At 41.3% G+C, this 17,315-nt stretch carries 21 protein-coding genes; 9 read left to right on the plus strand and 12 right to left on the minus strand.

Features of this window, described 5'->3' with window-relative positions; all coding sequences use genetic code 11:
* Positions 1-13: 13 nt before the first annotated feature.
* Positions 14-391: a hypothetical protein gene (locus tag AOLE_RS00175; RefSeq protein ID WP_004790237.1), complete on the plus strand. Its 378-nt coding sequence runs from the start codon at positions 14-16 to the stop codon at positions 389-391.
* Positions 392-494: 103 nt separating this feature from the next.
* Positions 495-1,607, plus strand: coding sequence for a molecular chaperone DnaJ (gene dnaJ / locus AOLE_RS00180; RefSeq protein ID WP_002119101.1), 1,113 nt, complete (start codon positions 495-497; stop codon positions 1,605-1,607).
* Positions 1,608-1,721: 114 nt separating this feature from the next.
* On the opposite strand, the gene AOLE_RS00185 is transcribed toward dnaJ, so the two are convergent.
* A complete protein-coding gene (locus AOLE_RS00185) occupies positions 1,722-2,081 on the minus strand; it encodes a hypothetical protein (RefSeq protein WP_013196522.1) in 360 nt (119 codons plus the stop codon).
* A gap of 183 nt (positions 2,082-2,264) precedes the next feature.
* Here AOLE_RS00185 and dapB point away from each other — a divergent pair, with 183 nt between their 5' ends.
* Positions 2,265-3,086 (plus strand): 4-hydroxy-tetrahydrodipicolinate reductase, encoded by an 822-nt coding sequence (gene dapB, locus AOLE_RS00190; protein ID WP_013196523.1) that lies wholly within the window; start codon positions 2,265-2,267, stop codon positions 3,084-3,086.
* Between the two features lie 50 nt (positions 3,087-3,136).
* Entirely contained in the window at positions 3,137-3,790 is a 654-nt protein-coding gene (locus tag AOLE_RS00195) for an START domain-containing protein (protein WP_013196524.1), read from the plus strand.
* A 41-nt stretch (positions 3,791-3,831) separates the two neighbouring features.
* Here AOLE_RS00195 and AOLE_RS00200 read toward each other — a convergent pair whose 3' ends face one another.
* Together AOLE_RS00200 and dkgB are read right to left on the minus strand one after the other, a co-directional pair.
* Positions 3,832-5,022, minus strand: a complete 1,191-nt coding sequence (locus AOLE_RS00200; RefSeq protein ID WP_013196525.1) for an MFS transporter — start codon at positions 5,020-5,022, stop codon at positions 3,832-3,834.
* A gap of 4 nt (positions 5,023-5,026) precedes the next feature.
* Positions 5,027-5,830, minus strand: coding sequence for a 2,5-didehydrogluconate reductase DkgB (dkgB, locus tag AOLE_RS00205; RefSeq protein ID WP_013196526.1), 804 nt, complete (start codon positions 5,828-5,830; stop codon positions 5,027-5,029).
* A gap of 120 nt (positions 5,831-5,950) precedes the next feature.
* Here dkgB and AOLE_RS00210 point away from each other — a divergent pair, with 120 nt between their 5' ends.
* Positions 5,951-6,853 (plus strand): LysR family transcriptional regulator, encoded by a 903-nt coding sequence (locus tag AOLE_RS00210; RefSeq protein WP_013196527.1) that lies wholly within the window; start codon positions 5,951-5,953, stop codon positions 6,851-6,853.
* Here the strand turns inward: AOLE_RS00210 and AOLE_RS00215 are convergent.
* Positions 6,837-7,211, minus strand: coding sequence for a hypothetical protein (locus AOLE_RS00215; protein ID WP_013196528.1), 375 nt, complete (start codon positions 7,209-7,211; stop codon positions 6,837-6,839). The genes AOLE_RS00210 and AOLE_RS00215 overlap by 17 nt on opposite strands.
* Positions 7,212-7,301: 90 nt before the next feature.
* On the opposite strand from AOLE_RS00215, the gene AOLE_RS00220 reads away from it, so the two are divergent.
* Positions 7,302-8,726 carry an aminotransferase-like domain-containing protein gene (locus AOLE_RS00220; protein ID WP_013196529.1) on the plus strand — a complete coding sequence of 475 codons (1,425 nt, stop codon included), beginning with the start codon at positions 7,302-7,304 and terminating at the stop codon, positions 8,724-8,726.
* A 2-nt stretch (positions 8,727-8,728) separates the two neighbouring features.
* Here the strand turns inward: AOLE_RS00220 and ahr are convergent, their stop codons facing one another.
* From ahr to AOLE_RS19615, 8 genes are all read right to left on the minus strand, one after another.
* Positions 8,729-9,757 carry an NADPH-dependent aldehyde reductase Ahr gene (ahr, locus tag AOLE_RS00225; RefSeq protein ID WP_013196530.1) on the minus strand — a complete coding sequence of 343 codons (1,029 nt, stop codon included), beginning with the start codon at positions 9,755-9,757 and terminating at the stop codon, positions 8,729-8,731.
* Between the two features lie 38 nt (positions 9,758-9,795).
* Complete coding sequence (locus AOLE_RS00230; protein WP_005300378.1) at positions 9,796-10,356, minus strand: DNA-3-methyladenine glycosylase I; 561 nt, start codon at positions 10,354-10,356, stop codon at positions 9,796-9,798.
* Positions 10,357-10,386: 30 nt separating this feature from the next.
* Complete coding sequence (locus AOLE_RS00235; RefSeq protein WP_001287364.1) at positions 10,387-10,632, minus strand: hypothetical protein; 246 nt, start codon at positions 10,630-10,632, stop codon at positions 10,387-10,389.
* 9 nt (positions 10,633-10,641) lie between these two features.
* The gene (locus tag AOLE_RS00240; RefSeq protein WP_005300382.1) at positions 10,642-11,178 is read right to left on the minus strand and encodes a M23 family metallopeptidase; all 537 of its coding nucleotides are present in this window, start codon (positions 11,176-11,178) and stop codon (positions 10,642-10,644) included.
* A gap of 47 nt (positions 11,179-11,225) precedes the next feature.
* Entirely contained in the window at positions 11,226-12,260 is a 1,035-nt protein-coding gene (gene mutY, locus AOLE_RS00245) for an A/G-specific adenine glycosylase (RefSeq protein ID WP_013196531.1), read from the minus strand.
* 140 nt (positions 12,261-12,400) lie between these two features.
* Positions 12,401-12,763 (minus strand): HIT family protein, encoded by a 363-nt coding sequence (locus AOLE_RS00250; RefSeq protein WP_013196532.1) that lies wholly within the window; start codon positions 12,761-12,763, stop codon positions 12,401-12,403.
* Positions 12,764-12,946: 183 nt separating this feature from the next.
* A complete protein-coding gene (locus tag AOLE_RS00255) occupies positions 12,947-13,684 on the minus strand; it encodes a dienelactone hydrolase family protein (protein ID WP_013196533.1) in 738 nt (245 codons plus the stop codon).
* A 171-nt stretch (positions 13,685-13,855) separates the two neighbouring features.
* Entirely contained in the window at positions 13,856-14,014 is a 159-nt protein-coding gene (locus AOLE_RS19615; protein WP_002053759.1) for a DUF1328 domain-containing protein, read from the minus strand.
* A gap of 193 nt (positions 14,015-14,207) precedes the next feature.
* On the opposite strand from AOLE_RS19615, the gene AOLE_RS00265 reads away from it, so the two are divergent.
* The 3 genes from AOLE_RS00265 (at position 14,208) to AOLE_RS00275 (ending at position 17,315) form a co-directional block, all read left to right on the plus strand.
* Positions 14,208-14,666, plus strand: a complete 459-nt coding sequence (locus tag AOLE_RS00265; RefSeq protein WP_013196534.1) for a YcgN family cysteine cluster protein — start codon at positions 14,208-14,210, stop codon at positions 14,664-14,666.
* 108 nt (positions 14,667-14,774) lie between these two features.
* Entirely contained in the window at positions 14,775-15,947 is a 1,173-nt protein-coding gene (locus tag AOLE_RS00270) for a PQQ-dependent sugar dehydrogenase (RefSeq protein ID WP_174435478.1), read from the plus strand.
* A 102-nt stretch (positions 15,948-16,049) separates the two neighbouring features.
* On the plus strand, positions 16,050-17,315 hold the full coding sequence (locus AOLE_RS00275) for a replication-associated recombination protein A (RefSeq protein WP_004790208.1): 1,266 nt from the start codon (positions 16,050-16,052) through the stop codon (positions 17,313-17,315).

Below are 17,315 nucleotides of genomic sequence, written 5' to 3' on the forward strand. Positions count from 1 at the left end.
AGGTGAAATACAGATGGGGCAAGACCATATCGAACAGCATCGCCGTTATATAGTAATTTCTTATGCGTTCATGTTTCTTGCATTGTTTACGGTTATTTTTGCGGCCTTTGCTTATTTGGTCGCTCGTAAAGTGGCGGTTGTAGATAATGCAGAAGTTTGGATTCATGCGCATGCACTATGGATTATGCGAAACGGGATTCTATTTCTTTGTATGGCAATTTTTGCTGTGGTCTGGTTTATTCCGCTCTTCTTTTTTGCATGGGACAGTAACCTCTGGGTAACCGCCTCTACGGTTGCTGGTGTGGTATTTAGCGCTATTGCGTGGTTATTTCTATTAAATGCATGGTTAAAAGGCTTGTCTAAATATTTAAAAAATAAGGCAGTTTTTTAATATATCTATTTTTTAAACATTTTACCCTTGTAAATTCGGCTAAAGCCCCCCATTTAGTCGGCAATAGAGTATTGATAAAATTCCGTGAGGAGCACCGCCAAAAATGGCTAAACGTGATTATTATGAGGTTTTAGGCGTTTCAAAAACCGCAAGTGATGATGAGATCAAAAAAGCCTACCGTAAATTGGCGATGAAATATCATCCTGATAGAAACCCTGACAATGCCGAAGCTGAAGAGAAATTTAAAGAAGCTGCTGAAGCTTATGAAGTTTTATCGGACAGCGAAAAGCGTAGCATGTACGATCGCATGGGTCATAATGCGTTCGAAGGCGGCTTTGGCGGCGGTGGTGGTGGCTTTGGTGGATTTAGTGCCGAAGACATTTTCAGCCAGTTCGGTGATATCTTCGGTGGTGCATTCGGTGGTGGTGGACGTCAACAGCGTCAACGTCGCGGATCAGATCTACGCTATGTAATGGAACTTACCCTTGAAGAAGCTGTAAAAGGGGTGAAAAAAACCATTACCTTTACTGCTCCAGCACCTTGTGATGTGTGTGATGGTAAAGGTTCAAAAAATCCAAAAGATGTTGAAACTTGTAAAACTTGTCATGGTTCAGGACAAGTACGTATGCAGCAAGGTTTCTTCTCTGTACAACAAACATGTGGTACTTGTCGTGGCCAAGGTAAAATTATTAAAAACCCTTGTCAGGCATGTCATGGTTCAGGTGTCGCTGATCGCCAGCAAACGTTGGAAGTTACAATTCCAGCGGGTGTAGATAATGGTGACCGCGTTCGTTTGAGTGGTAAAGGCGAAGCAATTCGTGATGGCCAATCAGGTGACTTGTACGTTGAAGTTGTAGTTCGTGAACACGAAATTTTCCAACGTGATGGTGCCGATCTTTATATGGACGTACCAGTGAGCATTGCTGATGCTGCACTTGGTAAAGAAATTGAAATTCCAACTTTGGAAGGTCGCGTTAGTTTGAAGATTCCTGAGGGAACTCAAACAGGTAAATTATTCCGTTTACGTGGCAAAGGTGTTCGTCCAGTACGTAGCAGCATGGTAGGTGATTTACTCTGCCGTATTGTGGTAGAAACACCAGTCAACTTAAATTCTCGTCAACGTGAATTACTTAAAGAGTTGCAAGCTTCTTTTGATGGCGAAGACAGTGCTTCTTCACCGAAGAAAAAATCATTCTTTGATCGTTTGTTCGATTAATAGTTGATTAGATAAGAAATTAAAAAGAAGGCGGATATTGATAAAATATCCGCCTTTTTATTGCGCTGATTCATCTTATTATTTTTATTCTGCTTAAAAGAAAATTACGTCTGCTTACTCTGTAGGGTGAGCAACATCAATATCATTAACACTTACAGTCGGCTCGCTAGCAGCAAGAGTAGGAGCATTTTCGATTACTGGTGCAGCTACTGCTTCTGCCTGTACAGCCACTTTTGGTGCCTCTGCTGCTGTTTCGCCAATAATCGGGTCAATATCTTCAACTTTAACGTCAGTGTTGGCATCAGTTGCTACAGTCTGAGCTGTAGGTGTTGCTGTTTGAGTACTTACGTTAGTTGTAATACGTGCTTTAGATAAGCTTTCTAAGGTGTCTCCTGGCTGGATTGCAGGCTCTGCAAATGCCATTGAACTCATAATCCCCATCATCAAGGTAAAGCCAATAATTCTCGAATGCATGTTGAACTCCTTATAGTCATCTTTTTTTCATTCGTGGCCCGTAGTGTGCAGATCAATTCTTTAACTTTTGTGAAAACAGATTAAATTTCAGTTCATCTCAAAAAATAATTTTTACTTTTTATCGTGAGCAAAGAGTTTTGATATAGTAGACAAATTACGTAAAACAGAAGATTGGGAAGGATTATGTCAGCAGCTCCACGCATTGGTATTTTAGGTGCAGGCGGTCGTATGGGCCGTACGCTTATTCAAGCAGTTCAACAAGCAGGCTATCAATTAGCTGCTGCGGTAGAGCGTCCGGAAAGTAGTTTGGTGGGCACTGACGCTGGTGAGCTTGCTGGTATTGGTTCAGTGGGTGTGAAGGTTTCAGGAAGCTTGGCCGATGTTCTGAAAGATTGCGATGTAATCATTGATTTTACTGCACCAGTTGCAACTGCTCAGCATTTGAAGCTTTGCCGTGAAGCTGGGGTTGCCATGGTTATTGGTACAACAGGTATGTCAGATGAGCAAAAAGCTGAATTAGACGAAGTTGCCACTCATACACCTGTAGTTTACGCAGCGAACTATTCAGTAGGTGTAAATGTATCAATCAAGTTACTTGAGCTTGCAGCAAAAGTATTTGGCGATACAGTAGATATTGAAGTAATTGAAGCTCACCACCGTCATAAAGTAGATGCGCCGTCAGGTACAGCATTAATGATGGGTGAAGCGATTGCAGATACTTTAGGCCGTAACCTAAAAGAAGTTGCTGTTTATGGCCGTGAAGGGCACACAGGTCCGCGAGAACGTCAAACGATTGGTTTTGAAACCATTCGTGGTGGGGATATCGTTGGTGAACACACTGTGATGTTCATTGGTGAAGGTGAGCGCGTTGAAGTGACTCATAAAGCAACGAATCGTATGAACTTTGCTGCTGGGGCAGTGCGAGCTGCTGCATGGGTTGTGGGCCGTGAAGCGCGTAAATATGACATGAAAGATGTTTTAGGATTGAACGACGTACAGGTTTAAAACCCTGTCCGTATTCCATGTGTAGCGAGAAAAACAAGATAGAGCAGAACATGAATAAAAAACAAATTGCCTTGACCACTCTTCTTTGCTTAAGCAGCCTCTGGACGGGGGCTGCTTCTACGGAAAAAGCTAAACTCAGCTTAGACCGTAATAATATTAAAGTCTGGACCTATCAAAAGACTGATAATCCAGTCTTTCAATATAAGGCTGAAACGACTTTTGATGTGCCACTTGAACGCGCTGTCGCTGTGATTTTAGATGTAAATCGTGCTGATCAGTGGGTGCCTTATATGGGCAAGGTTCAGATGTTGTCTCAAGATGAGAAAAAGGGTGAATTCACACTCTATATGTTGTTAGATTTTCCTTTTCCTTTAAAAGATCGCGATGTGGTTGTAAAAGGGAAAATGAGTAAAGCGGCCAATGGTCTCATTACCATTAAGAACACGGCGATTAATAGTAATTATCCGATACAACCTGATGTAGTGCGCTTAACGCGTTATGAGGGGGACTGGACCTTCCAGAAACTTGCAAACAATAAAGTTAAAGTAACCACAAGTGGCTATGCTGACCCAGCTGGTGCGATTCCGCTGAGCTTCGTAAATATGTTTGTTCAACAACAGCCTTACCAGATGTTGCTGAAAATGAAGCGGGAAGTGACTAACCCGATTTACGAGCAACCCAAGTTACCAGAAATTTTAAAATAAATAGCTTAAAAAAAAGCGCCTGAGATCAGGCGCTTTTTTTATTAATCTGAACACTGCTGTAATGCTTGGGCGGGACTATTCTCGCGTTTGATTTGGAATAAAACCAATAACAAACCTAACCCTGCTAGCAATGCACCAGCAAATGATACTGCGCTATAACCCCAACCTAAATCGAGTACTAAAGCACCTGCTGCTGCTCCAACTGCGTTACCTAAGTTAAAGGCACCGATATTTACTGAAGAGGCAAGGCCTGGTGCTTCGTGAGCGACAGACATTACACGCATTTGTAATGGTGGAACTAAAGCAAAAGTTGCAGCACCCCAGATCACTAATGCAATGGCTGCTCCAATCTGGCTTTGTGCAAGGATTGGGAAAGTCACCATCATTACAATTAACAGAACCAAGAAACCAATCAGAGTTTTGTTAATAGACAAATCTGCAAAGCGACCGCCTAAATGGTTACCAACCGAGAAACCGACACCAATCAACATAAGCATAAACGTAATGAAAGTCGGAGAAGCATGTGTAAACTCAGTCAAACTTGGCGCAATATAGGTATAGAGCGTAAACATTGCACCCGCACCAAGCACGGTGGTGAGTAGAGCAAGTATTACTGGAGTGCGCGTTAACACTTTCAACTCAGCTTTCACATTCGGTTTTTGGGCAACCATACCTTGTGGTAATGCTTTCCATAAAGCGAGCATGGTAATCACACCAAGCAATGAAATCGCAAGGAAGGACATACGCCAGCCAATGTTTTGCCCAACCCATGTTGCCAACGGGACACCACCAATATTGGCGATGGTTAAGCCCATAAACATGGTTGCTACAGCACTGGCCTGTTTATGTGCGGGCACAATGCTTGCTGCTACAACTGAACCGATCCCGAAGAAAGCACCATGGTTAAGGCTTGTGATGAGACGCGCACCTAATAAGCTCATATAGCTTGGTGAAAACGCTGCTATCAGGTTACCTACCGTAAAGATCGCCATCAGGAAGATAAGCGCATTACGTCGTGCAAAACCACCAAACCAAAGTGTCATGAACGGGGCACCTAGCATGACGCCAAGTGCATAGCCCGTAATTAACATTCCGGCTGTTGGAATTGAAATCCCTAAATCATTAGCGATATTCGGCAACAGCCCCATTGGTGAGAATTCCGTGGTGCCAATGGCAAAGGCGCCAATTGCCAATGCCAATAACGAGAACGCCGTATTTGATTGAGTGTTCATGAGTTTAGTCCCAAACTGGTGCCCATGGCTCTGGGCTAACTTCACGACTGTTACGATCAAGTTTGGCAATCATTTGCATTTCAGCTGAAGTTAACTCGATATCCTGTGCTTTTAAGTTGCTCATCAGGTTTTCACGTTTAGTCGAAGATGGAATAACTGCAAAACCACGTTGCAGTGCCCACGCAAGTGCAATTTGCGCTGTTGTTGCTTTATGAGCTGCTGCAATTTCAGTTAAAACAGGGTCTTGAAGCACTTTACCGTACGCAAGCGTCATATATGAAGTGACATCAATATTCTTCTCTTGTAAGAAATTTACAAGTTTATGGTTTTGAAGATAAGGGCTTAACTCAATCTGGTTGGTTGCAATATTTTCAGCACCAATTGTATCAATCGCTTGTTGAGTAAGCTCAATATTGAAGTTTGAAATACCAATTTGTTTAGTAAGACCTTGTTCTTTCGCTTCAAGTAAAAGCTTCATGATTTCAGGAATCGAAACGCCTAAATCTGGTGCTGGCCAATGAATCAAAGTTAAATCGACATGGTCAGTACGAAGCTTTTCTAAGCTTTCTTTTAAGCTTGGAATAAACTTATCTTGAGCAAAATTATCTACCCAGATTTTTGTGGTTAGAAATAAGTCCTGACGCGATACACCGCTTTCGGCAATGGCTTGACCAATCGCTGCTTCATTGTCATAAATTTGAGCAGTATCAATTACACGGTAACCTACGTCTAAAGCAGTTTTTACAGAATCAATGACTGCTTGTTCTTTAAGACGGAAAGTACCTAGACCAAAACGTGGAATATTCATGTGTTTACCTAAATTTGAATAATCATTTAACTTGATGTGCATTTTGCTTTTTTTATTGTTGCGAAAAAATAGATGAATAAGCAAAATATCTTTGATCATTAGTCAATAATGGAATAAGACATGAAATCAACAATTGAAGAACTCGTCGCGTTTATCGCAATCGTTGATACGGGTTCTTTTGTTGCAGCGGCAGAGCATTTAAAACAAACACCTTCGGGGGTTAGTCGATCTTTAACACGCTTGGAAGCGAAGTTAGATGTGACTTTGTTAGAGCGAACGACGCGTAAGTTGAAACTCACTCAAGAAGGGCAACAGTTTCTAGTAAAGGCTCGTAAAATCTTAAATGAGCTAAATGCTGCTGAAGAAGAACTACAAAAATCTGATCAGGGCACCGCGGGACTCATCCGCATTGATTCAGCAACGCCGTTTGTTTTACACGTGATCGCACCATTAATGCATAAGTTTCGTGAGTGCTATCCAAATATTGAAATTGAATTAAATAGTAATGATCAGGTGATTGATCTATTACAGCATAAAACCGATGTGGCATTTCGATTTGGGGAGCTTAATGATTCGAGTCTGCATGCCAAACTAGTGTGTAAAAGTCGTTTATTTATTGTTGCGAGTCCAGAATATCTAGCGATTAAAGGCACACCAACACAACCTGAACAACTCGAACAGCATAATCTGATTGGCTTTACCAGACCTGCCTATATTAATAGCTGGCCGATTAAAGTCGGCGATGAATATTTTTTCGCACAAGCAAATATTAAAGCTTCTAGCGGTGAGACGGTACGCCAACTCACGATTAGAGGTCATGGTATCGCACGACTATCTGAATTTGAAGTTTGGAAAGATATTCAAGAAGGACGCTTGATTGCATTATTCGAAGACCAAATTGAACATCAATATCAAAGCATCCATGCTGTGTATTATCAACAAGAGCATCTACCAAAACGAATCCGTTTATTCATTGAGTTTTTGGTAGAACAGTTAAAAGATGGTTTTAAAAGCGCTCTCTAAAAGTAGCATACCCATCAGTTGGAAAATGAACTTCTAAAATTGGAGTGATTTGTCCCTCTGATGAATGCTGTGCCAGAAAATAGCTTTTTTGCTGTTGTCGACAACTAAAATATAATTTGGAATAAGTCGAATTCACCATGACAACTTCATTAGAGCTATTACGCTTATATTGATAATGAGAAATCGTACTGGCCTCATCATCAGTGCGTTGCTCCATTTTATAGTCTTGTTGATTGGTCATTTTTAAATAACCTTCAATCAGGCTTTGGCAAACAGTATGTCTGTACTGCTCGTTTTGTGGCTCAGTTTGGCAACCAGCTAAAGCAATAGTAAATAACAATATAGCTTTTAATTTCATGGCCTTGCTACTCTTTGAGTTGATTTCTATAGCGTAAAGGTGTTCTATAAACCAGTACAGATACAGAAATTTTTAAAAAAGCAGCACAGAATGACTTTCCAATATCAGGTTCTTGCCAATCAATTAGCACATCGAATTTATCAAGATGAGCTTAAGCCTCATCAAAAGCTGATTTCATTACGAGATTTCGCTCGTCAGCACAGTATTAGCTTAAGCACAGCAAAAAGTTGCTATGAATTGCTTGAGGCGAGGGGACTGATTTATGTAAAGCCGAAATCAGGTTATTTTGTGGTTGCTCGTACTCAATCTAGCCCTATTCCGGATAGCCCAGATTTTTTGTCTTTACCTCGGCAAGTCTCAAATTTAGAGTTGCATAACCAAATTCAAGAAGCAGCCTTACAAAGCCATCTCGTACCGTTGGGCTCGATTCAGTTGACGCCACATTTTATTCCGGTAGAGGGTTTACGTCGTTCTATTCAACGGGCTTTAAAAAATTGCCAGCCACAAGATTTTCTCTATTGTAATAAACAAGGACATGAGCAATTAAGAAAAGCCCTTTCTGATCATTGGCGCGAAGACGGAATCTTCATTGCAACGGAAGATATTTTTATTACCAATGGTTGTATCCCCGCTTTATCGTTAGTCATTCAGCATCTAACAGAAGTAGGCGATAGTATTTTGATTCCGACACCTACTTTTAATGGGCAACTACAGCTTATAGCAAGTTTAAAACGGCAGATTATTGAAATTCCAGCGCATCATCGAGGCATTGATCTTGAACGTTTAGAATCATTGATGCAGCAGGGTTTGGCGAAGGTTTGCCTGATGACAGCCAACTATCAAAATCCTTTAGGATATTGTTTAAGTAATGCGGAAAAACAAAAGATTGCTGAATTAGCTGCAAAGTATCAGTGCTTTATTATTGAAGACGATATTTTTGGTGAATGCGGTTACAGCAACGAACGCCCGCTACCGATTCGCTATTGGGACCGCGCAGGCTATGTCATTTGGTGTGGATCAGTTTCTAAGTCATTATCGAGCGCGTATCGGGTGGGGTGGTTCTGTTTAAGTTCAAAGCTACAGCATTTAAGGCTTGAGCTACTAGCAAGTAATATTGGCGTAAATACACCGCTACAATTAGGCTTAGCTGATTTTATTTATAGCCGTGGTTATCGAGAGCATTTAGAGCAGCTACGACCAAATCTAATGCGACAGGTCGAACAATATCGCAGTTGCATTTTAAGAGCCTTTGATGGCCTTCCCATTGCGTTAAGTCAGCCAGAAGGGGGCTACGCACTCTGGATACAGTTACCAAAGGAAGTAGATACCTTAGCGCTTTATTACACTGCGAAAGCTGAAGGAATTACTGTGGTACCGGGCCATGTCTTTGGTGAGGATGAACGATATCGACATTTCATTCGTTTAAATGCGGGTCATGAATTAACAGCAGATGTCCGCCAAGCAATTAGTGACTTGGCGGAATGGTCACGACAACAGATGAAAACCTTAAGTTAGTTTTATTCTGCGAAGTCTGCTTTCAACACAATGCGGTAGCGTGCCTGACCTGAGTGTAAACGTTCAATTGCTTCATTGAGCTGTGACATTGGAAATAGCTCAATTTGAGGCGCAATTTTTTTGCGTGCAGCAAACTTCAAAAGTTGACGTAGTGCAGCTGGTGAACCCGTCGGTGAGCCTGTCACTGACTTAGCACCACTAATAAGTGAACCTACAGAAACAGGAACAGGCTCAAGCGTAAGGCCTAAGAAATGTAAGGTTCCGTTTGGTGCCAGTGTTGCAATAAAAGCAGGCCAATTTAGAGTCACATTCACGGTACTTAGCAATAAATCGAATTTCCCTTTTTGAGCTTTTACCACGTCTGTATCGCGGCTATTCACGACATGATCTGCTCCCATTGCTTTAAGTTCCTCTGTTTTATCAGGGTTGGAACTAAATGCAGTGATCTCACAGCCCCAAGCTTTGAGTAGCTTAATGGCTATATGACCTAAGCCACCAATGCCAATCACACCGACATGATGTGTTGCTTGAATTTTATGTTTAAGCAACGGGTCAAAAACGGTAATTCCGCCACAAAGTAAAGGACCAGCACTTTCAGCGTCTAAATCGTCAGGGAGGGGAATAGCCCACTGCCAACCTGCACGGACTTTATCGGCAAAACCACCAGCATGCCCTACGATTGTTGCAACACTTCCGCCTGTACAAAGTACTTGCTGACCACCAATACATTCATCACAGGCTTGGCAACTTTCAGCAGTCCAGCCAATGCCGACACGTTGCCCGATTTGTAGACCTTTGACTTCTGAACCCAAAGCAACAATTCGTCCAATAATTTCATGACCCGCAACCACAGGGTACACAGTTGAGCGCCATTCATTGTTCAAAACAGAAACATCAGAATGACATAAACCACAGTATTCAACTTTTACCTCAACCTGATGCGGTTGTAATTCACCTGCATCAAATTGATAGGGAACCAGTTTTTCACCTGCTTGCATTGCGGCATAAGCCTGAATCATATTATTGCTCATCGGAAACTCCTTAAGCGGATTTGGACCGTTCGAGTGGGTTATGAAGCTTTAAATTGACAATCATTTTCATGATCATCGACCATGCCTACTGCTTGCATAAAAGCATAGCAAGTGGTTGGGCCGACAAATTTGAAGCCATTCTTTTTAAGAGTCTTGGAAAGTTTTACGCTGAGTTCAGTTTGTGCAGGAGCCTTACGATAATCTACAACATCATTGTGTTGTGGAGCTGCATCTACAAACTGCCAAAGCCATTTAGGAACGTCACCGACTTGTGCTTTGAGCGCTTGCCACGCAATTGCATTATCACGAATAGCTTTGAGTTTGCCTAAGTGGCGAATTAAGCCTGCATCGGATAATTTTAGTTCTAAAAAATCATCTGTGAATGAAGCAATTTCTGCAATCGGATGATTAAAAAAATGCTGACGATAGCTTTCTCTTTTTTTCAGTACGGTAATCCAAGATAAACCAGCTTGCTGGCCTTCAAGGCAAAGCATTTCAAATAAACGTGCTTCGTCATGTTCCGGTTTGCCCCATTCTTCATCATGGTAGGCAATATAGAGTGGATCGTCGGAACACCATCCGCAACGTTGAGTTTTCATGATAATGCTCCTTATATTTATCTTAGAATTTTAAAGTTTAAACAGCACCCATTCATTTGGGCGAGTATCCCAATAATACAGTTCAGCTTGAGTTAAGTCTTCAAACTTTAGCCAAAAGTCTTTACCAACTTTATCTGAAAAACCGGTACTGATTAGCAGGGCATCATCACTGATTTCCATGATCCAGCCTTGATAGCTATTGCCATTTAAAATGATCTTTTGCTGGTTGCCAGACTCGGCAAACTCTACTAAGCGATTGATCAGCGCTTCCGACATAAAATGTTCCTAGCGTAAATATGAATAAGGATTAACAGCACCACGACCTTTACCATCTAGGTAAAGACCATAATGAAGATGAGGTGAAGTATAACGTGCATTGCCGGTATTGCCGACATAGCCAATTAGATCGCCTTTTTTGACATAGTCACCAACATTTAAGCCACGTTTGTGGTCATCAAGGTGGGCATAATAATGCCATGTTCCAGCTGGACCTAAAATCCAGATGACTTTGCCACCTAAGTTGTTATTGCGAAGATCGGCAACGAGCCCTTCAGTTGCACTGTACACTTTGGTTCCACGTGGAGCCAAAATATCAATTCCTTCGTGACTACGACCCTGACTGCGAGCAGCTCCCCATGTGTCTTTTAACTCATCTCGATCGACACCTTTCACGGGTACAGGCAGTCGATTTGGAAGCTGCATACTTTTAAGTTTATTAACTTGAGCAGGTGGAAGTGGGGCAGGTTTTTTAGGTGCACTGGCACAGGCAGCCAATAGAATAATCAGAAAACCAAGTGAGAAATGAGAAACAAAACGTCGCACAAAATACTCCCTGTCACAGTCATATCAAAATTATTTTGCTCACTATGTCACGAACGGCTTGTCGAGATCAATTTTTTCATAGCTGTTGGTACACCTTTGGCAATAGCCTGTTCCGGACTTAACCATTGGCCTTCAAGTTCAATTGATAGATGTTCTTTTTGATCAGGTTCCACGTGGAACACATGAGCATTAAGTAACCATGTAAAGTGAGTGAAGCTATGACTGATTTGAAAAGTTTGTGGTTGAGCCTGTAATTTAAATTGCTGGCTTAAGCTCAGTCGTTCATGTTCATTTTCTAAAATAGGTAAACAGAATAAACCACCCCATAGGCCATGAGCTTGGCGTTGTTGCCAGAACCATTCATCTTCGCACTGAATAATAAGAACATCTGCTATTCTAACAGGTGGTGTTTTTTTCGGTTTCTTAAAAGGTAATTCTTGTTCTAAACCTTGCTGATAAGCCTGACAATGAGCTTGCATTGGACAATATAAACAAAGAGGCTTTTTAGGCGTACAAATAGTTGCACCCAAGTCCATAATCGCTTGCGTGTAGTCATGGTTACGATGTGTCGGGCAAAGCTCTTCAGCCAGTTTCCACATTTCACGTTCGTGCTGTGGTTTGCTTAAATCATCTTCAATGGCAAAGAAACGAGCTAAAACGCGTTTCACGTTGCCATCCATAATCACGCCGTACTGACGTAAACCCAAAGACATGAGTGCGCCTGCGGTAGAGGGACCAATGCCGGGTAGTGCAATCCATTCTTCAAGTGTTTTAGGAAACTTACCCTGCTGAGTAACAAGACCAGCAGCTTTATGCAAATTGCGTGCACGAGCGTAATAGCCTAGACCCGCCCAATAAGGCGCTACTTCATCCCAAGTTGCATGACCTAACATCTCTACAGTTGGGAAGCGCTCCATGAAGCGGTCAAAATATTGCAGAACCGTTTTCACCTGAGTCTGCTGCAACATAATTTCAGAAACCCAAACTTTGTACGGATCATCTGCAACTTGCCAAGGCAAATCGTGACGACCATGTTCATCGAACCAGTTTAAAAGAGCATCAGAAAAAGAAAATTCAGGCATGAACAGCTATAGAAGAGAAGTAAGGGCTAAATTATAGCTGAAATTTAGATGAAATTTTGTTTAAAGCAGGCGAACAGCGAGAGTATGTTAAAACAGAGATTACCTGATAATGAGCAATCTCTGCTTCATGTATAAAAGGATTAATCCTTTCGTACACCCCAACGTTGGTCAAGTTTCAACGGTTGGTTTTTGTAGTACGGAATGACATGAATGTGGAAATGATCAGAATTTTGTCCGAATACTTCACCATCATTGAAGCCAATATGGAAACCGTCTGGTTGATGGCGAAGTTGTGTTTCGTGGCGAGCAATTTCAAGGAGTGTAAGCAAGCCTTGATGTTCTTTAGAAGTGATATCAAAAAAAGAACGAACATGGCGTAGCGGTGTTACTACACAGTGGCCTTTAGATAGCGGATTAGAATCAGGCAAAATTACAGCAAATTCATTCTTATCAATGATGTCATATTCATCAAATTCGCAATACGGACATTTCTTGTCAGTCATTGTTGTATCCTCTCATGTTATTCCATTAAACCCCGAGTGCGGGAAATAAGACTAGGCTTTGCTCTAGCTCAACGGGAGTATAGTTATTGAAGTATGGTTTAAAAAATACAGTAAAAATATTGCAAAGTCATAAACATTTAAGGGAGCAAATGCGAAAAAACATTTGCTCCAAATTGGCTTCTTTTATTTTAAAGTACGATCTAACAACGCGTACATTTTAGCAAGACCTTGTTTTTCCGCTTCGCTATTGTAGCCAAGGTCTACACCGTTCGCTTTAGCTTTTTCATCTGCAAGCGGGTTACTAAAGCCATGTTTAGCACCTTCTAAAACCACTACTTCGTGTTTAACCTCAGCAGCTTGCATCTCTTTTTCAAAATTAGCAACATCTTCTAAGGTGACCATGCTGTCTAGTTCACCATGTAGTACTAAAACTTCACCCTGAATGCTGCCTTTTTGAGCAGGTGCTTTCGGAGCTAATGTAGCATGGAAAGTTATAATTGATTTAAGTGGTGCACCTGAGCGAGCAAGGTCTAATACAACTTTGCCACCATAGCAGAAGCCAATTGCAGCAAGTTTTTCACTATTTACTTCTGGTTGGGCCGCTAGAGTTTGAAGCGCTGCATTGGTACGATCGGTAACCGTATCTAAATTTTCAAATGTCTGCATCATCCATTCATAGGCTTGAGCGGCAGTCGAAGTTACTTTTTTATCGCCATACATATCAATTGCAAGCGCAGCATAGCCATGTTCAGCAAGCTCACGTGCACGTTGTTCCGTATATTCGTTACGACCCCACCACTCAGGACCAACAATTACACCCGCAACAGGTGTTTCACTATCTGGAGCCGCAAAGTAACCAATTAAATGGCTGCCATCTGGTGCAGTATATTGAATTTCACGGGTTTTAATTGCTGTACTCATAACCTTAATCCTGAAATTTAAAGAGATTTAAACACGCTTGATTAAAGCATAAAAAGATAAAAGTAATATAAATAACTGTGTAAGAATCTACATCAAGACAAAAGAGAGAAATATTCACGCAATAAAAAAAGAAGGAAACCAGTTCCTTCTTTTTAAGTGATCATAATTAAGTTACGTTCTGCCTCGGGAAATGAACCCAATTACAGCGAGAATTACAGCCACAACTAATAAAATCACGGCAAAGTCTTTAGATAGTCCTGCAACACCACCAAACCCTAATAGACTGGCAATGAGTGCAATCACTGCAAAAATTATAGCCCAACGGAACATATGCTGTTCTCCTTATTTTTTCATTGTTGTTTAACTATATAGCTTGTTTTTTGCACCGAATGTGTCGTTTATGTGGTTGAAATGTATATTAAACAATCATTTTGTGATGCTAGGAATACAGCTTCTTTTTTCGTACAGACGACTTCAATGTTATACTTAGTCACTGTTTCATCTCATCAGCTGCTAAAACATTATGTCTACCGAGACCTCACTTCGACCACTCTTCTGGAAAAACTATCCATTAGAGCAACTCACTCAAATTGAGTGGGAAGCTTTATGCGATGGATGTGGTTTGTGCTGTTTGGTCAAGCTTGAAGATGAAGATACCCATGAGGTGGCTTATACCAAAGTGGCCTGTAAGTTACTCGATTGTGATACAGGACGTTGTACCGATTATCCAAATCGTCAGCAGCAAGTGCCAGACTGTTTGCAATTAACTCCAGAGTCTTTAAAAACAATTCATTGGTTACCATCGAGCTGTGCTTATAGACGTTTGAATGAAGGTAAAAATCTACCTTCTTGGCATTATTTAAATACAGGTTCGAGACAAAGCGTTGTTAAGGCGAAAAAGTCAGTTGCTGGACGTTGTCTTTCTGAAGTTAATGTCCATGAAGATGATCTTGAAGATTATGTCGTACGATGGGTGCGTTAATATGCTCGTGATGGGCATTTTTAATTACAACGTATTATAAAGTAACATTTTATCGTAAATTTTTTGCTCATCTCCGTTATATAACAATAAAAACAAAAGGAGATAAAAGTGATGAGACGATTAGCAACCCCCTTATTATGTAGTAGCTTTTTTTTGTTGATGGCTTGTGGGTCTAATAATACAAATTCAAAAAATCTTGAACAAAATACGTCTGCAAAAACAGAGCAGACCGCCTTAACCAAACAACCTTATCAAACTGAAATATTTGCTCAATTCAATGAACCTTGGGCTTTGACCAGCTTGCCTGATCAGCGTTTATTAGTCACTGAACGGCAAGGTAAATTAAAAATTTTTAACCCTAAAAATAAACAAATCTTGGATGTTCAAGGCGTTCCAGCAGTGAACTATGGGGGACAGGGTGGTTTAGGAGATGTTATTTTGCATCCTGACTTTGCTAAGAATCATTGGGTTTATCTCAGCTACGCTACAAAAGGACAAGGCGGATCTGGAGCAGTGATTTCACGTGCGAAATTAGATTTATCTAACCCCAATCAGCCAAAACTTACCGATATAAAGCAGATTTGGCAGCAAGTACCTAAAGTTTCAGGACAAGGCCATTATGGACATCGTATGCTTTTTGGCGCAGACGGTAAGCTGTGGGTCAGTTCAGGTGAGAGACAAAAGTTTGACCCTGCTCAAAACATGAAAAGTAACTTGGGTAAAATCTTGCGTTTAAATGAGGATGGTTCAGCGGTTGTAGATAACCCTTTTTATAAGCAAGGCGGGGTTACTGCTGAAATATGGTCATTGGGACACCGTAATCCGTTAGGTATGGCTTTTGACCGTCAAGGACAGCTTTGGGTGGTTGAAATGGGACCTAAAGGTGGTGATGAGCTTAATATCATCGTAAAAGGTGAAAATTATGGTTATCCAATCGTTTCAAATGGAGACCATTATTCGGGCCAACCTATTCCAGACCATCACACTCGCCCAGAATTTAAAGCACCAGAAATTGACTGGACTCCCGTAATCTCTCCGTCGAGCTTAATCATTTATCGGGGACAACAATTTCCTGCATGGAAAAATAAGGCGTTAATTGGCGGGCTATCTTCAGAAGCAATTATTGTGGTGGATTTAGAGCATAAACCCGTGAAAGAAGTGCAAAGATTAGATATGAAAAAACGTATTCGTGGATTACATGAAGCACAAGATGGCTCGATTTGGGTCATTGAAGATGGCTCAAATGCGCGTTTACTGAAGCTAAGTAAGAAACCCTCTTAATGCGAACCAGCCTATAAATAACGGACGTGTCTCATAGATTCAAATTGTAGATTTCTGTGAGACACAATAGACTATAGTGAAAAGACGATAAAGCAATTTGAGATGTCAGACACCCATATTCCACTTCCTGAACGCCTGCGCCCGAGAGACTTGTCTGAAATTATTGGGCAAGATCATTTATTAGGTGAACATGCGCCACTGCGTCAAATGATTGATCAGGGGCATTTGCCTTCTATTATTTTTTGGGGGCCACCAGGCGTTGGTAAAACAACAATTGCTTTGCTTTTGGCTCAAGCGATAGATCGCCCATTTGTGAGCTTATCCGCGCTAAATACGGGCGTAAAAGAATTACGTGAAGTGATTGCAGAAAGTGGTGATTTACTGACACCTGTAGTTTTCATTGACGAAATTCACCGCTTTAATAAATCACAGCAAGATGCATTATTGGGTGCAGTTGAAAAAGGCAAAATTACCTTAATTGGCGCGACGACTGAAAACCCATCTTTTGAGGTGAATAGCGCGCTTTTATCTCGCTGTCAGGTCTATACCTTAAATAGTTTAGATAGTGAGGCAATTCAGACACTCCTCAATAATGCACTTCAAGCCGATAAATTCTTAAAAGAGCGTTACATTCATGTTGAAGAATATGATGCTCTCATTCAGTTTGCAGCAGGTGATGCGCGTAAAGCACTGAATTTACTTGATCTGATCGCAAGTACCTTTGAACCAGAAATTGAAAACACGATTACCAATGCGGTGGTGGTGAAAGTTGCTCAGCAAAATATTGCGCGTTATGACAAATCTGGTGAACAGCATTACGACCTCGTTTCTGCCTTTATTAAATCAATTCGTGGTAGTGATCCAGATGCAACCCTGTATTGGATGGCACGTATGCTCAAAGGCGGAGAAGATCCGGTTTTTATTGCAAGACGTATGCTGATTGCAGCCTCAGAAGACATCGGAAACTCTAACCCTAATGCGCTATTACTTGCAGGTGAGTGTTTCCGCTCTGTACAAGCGGTGGGGATGCCTGAGGCTCGAATTATTTTGGGCCAAACCGCGGTTTATTTAGCAACGAGTGCAAAGAGTAATAGTACTTATTTAGCGATTAATAAGGCCTTAGAACTTGCTGAAAAAACAGCAAATTTACCTGTGCCTTTGCATTTGAGAAACGCACCAACCAAGCTGATGAAACAGCAAGGCTATGGGATTAATTATCTCTATCCTCACGATTACCCTGAGCACTTTGTGTTGCAAGACTATTTGCCACCTGAGTTAAAGGGAACCAAACTCTATGAGTCTGCAAGAAACAAGCGTGAGGTTGAAGGTGAGCGCTTACAGCAACGCAGATGGCAGCAGGAACAATAG

It is taken from the genome of Acinetobacter oleivorans DR1, from assembly GCF_000196795.1.
Classification (GTDB): Bacteria; Pseudomonadota; Gammaproteobacteria; order Pseudomonadales; family Moraxellaceae; genus Acinetobacter; species Acinetobacter oleivorans.

What these genes read in the sequence shown, in the direction of transcription:
- AOLE_RS00175 (WP_004790237.1), top strand. Translation starts at nt 14, where the DNA reads ATGGGGCAAGACCATATCGAACAGCATCGCCGTTATATAGTAATTTCT.
- AOLE_RS00250 (WP_013196532.1), bottom strand. Translation starts at nt 12,763, where the DNA reads ATGACTGACAAGAAATGTCCGTATTGCGAATTTGATGAATATGACATC.
- AOLE_RS00255 (WP_013196533.1), bottom strand. Translation starts at nt 13,684, where the DNA reads ATGAGTACAGCAATTAAAACCCGTGAAATTCAATATACTGCACCAGAT.
- AOLE_RS00220 (WP_013196529.1), top strand. Translation starts at nt 7,302, where the DNA reads ATGACTTTCCAATATCAGGTTCTTGCCAATCAATTAGCACATCGAATT.
- dnaJ (WP_002119101.1), top strand. Translation starts at nt 495, where the DNA reads ATGGCTAAACGTGATTATTATGAGGTTTTAGGCGTTTCAAAAACCGCA.
- AOLE_RS19615 (WP_002053759.1), bottom strand. Translation starts at nt 14,014, where the DNA reads ATGTTCCGTTGGGCTATAATTTTTGCAGTGATTGCACTCATTGCCAGT.
- dkgB (WP_013196526.1), bottom strand. Translation starts at nt 5,830, where the DNA reads ATGAATATTCCACGTTTTGGTCTAGGTACTTTCCGTCTTAAAGAACAA.
- dapB (WP_013196523.1), top strand. Translation starts at nt 2,265, where the DNA reads ATGTCAGCAGCTCCACGCATTGGTATTTTAGGTGCAGGCGGTCGTATG.
- AOLE_RS00275 (WP_004790208.1), top strand. Translation starts at nt 16,050, where the DNA reads ATGTCAGACACCCATATTCCACTTCCTGAACGCCTGCGCCCGAGAGAC.
- AOLE_RS00230 (WP_005300378.1), bottom strand. Translation starts at nt 10,356, where the DNA reads ATGAAAACTCAACGTTGCGGATGGTGTTCCGACGATCCACTCTATATT.
- AOLE_RS00200 (WP_013196525.1), bottom strand. Translation starts at nt 5,022, where the DNA reads ATGAACACTCAATCAAATACGGCGTTCTCGTTATTGGCATTGGCAATT.
- AOLE_RS00235 (WP_001287364.1), bottom strand. Translation starts at nt 10,632, where the DNA reads ATGTCGGAAGCGCTGATCAATCGCTTAGTAGAGTTTGCCGAGTCTGGC.
- AOLE_RS00210 (WP_013196527.1), top strand. Translation starts at nt 5,951, where the DNA reads ATGAAATCAACAATTGAAGAACTCGTCGCGTTTATCGCAATCGTTGAT.
- AOLE_RS00195 (WP_013196524.1), top strand. Translation starts at nt 3,137, where the DNA reads ATGAATAAAAAACAAATTGCCTTGACCACTCTTCTTTGCTTAAGCAGC.
- ahr (WP_013196530.1), bottom strand. Translation starts at nt 9,757, where the DNA reads ATGAGCAATAATATGATTCAGGCTTATGCCGCAATGCAAGCAGGTGAA.
- AOLE_RS00215 (WP_013196528.1), bottom strand. Translation starts at nt 7,211, where the DNA reads ATGAAATTAAAAGCTATATTGTTATTTACTATTGCTTTAGCTGGTTGC.
- AOLE_RS00185 (WP_013196522.1), bottom strand. Translation starts at nt 2,081, where the DNA reads ATGCATTCGAGAATTATTGGCTTTACCTTGATGATGGGGATTATGAGT.
- mutY (WP_013196531.1), bottom strand. Translation starts at nt 12,260, where the DNA reads ATGCCTGAATTTTCTTTTTCTGATGCTCTTTTAAACTGGTTCGATGAA.
- AOLE_RS00265 (WP_013196534.1), top strand. Translation starts at nt 14,208, where the DNA reads ATGTCTACCGAGACCTCACTTCGACCACTCTTCTGGAAAAACTATCCA.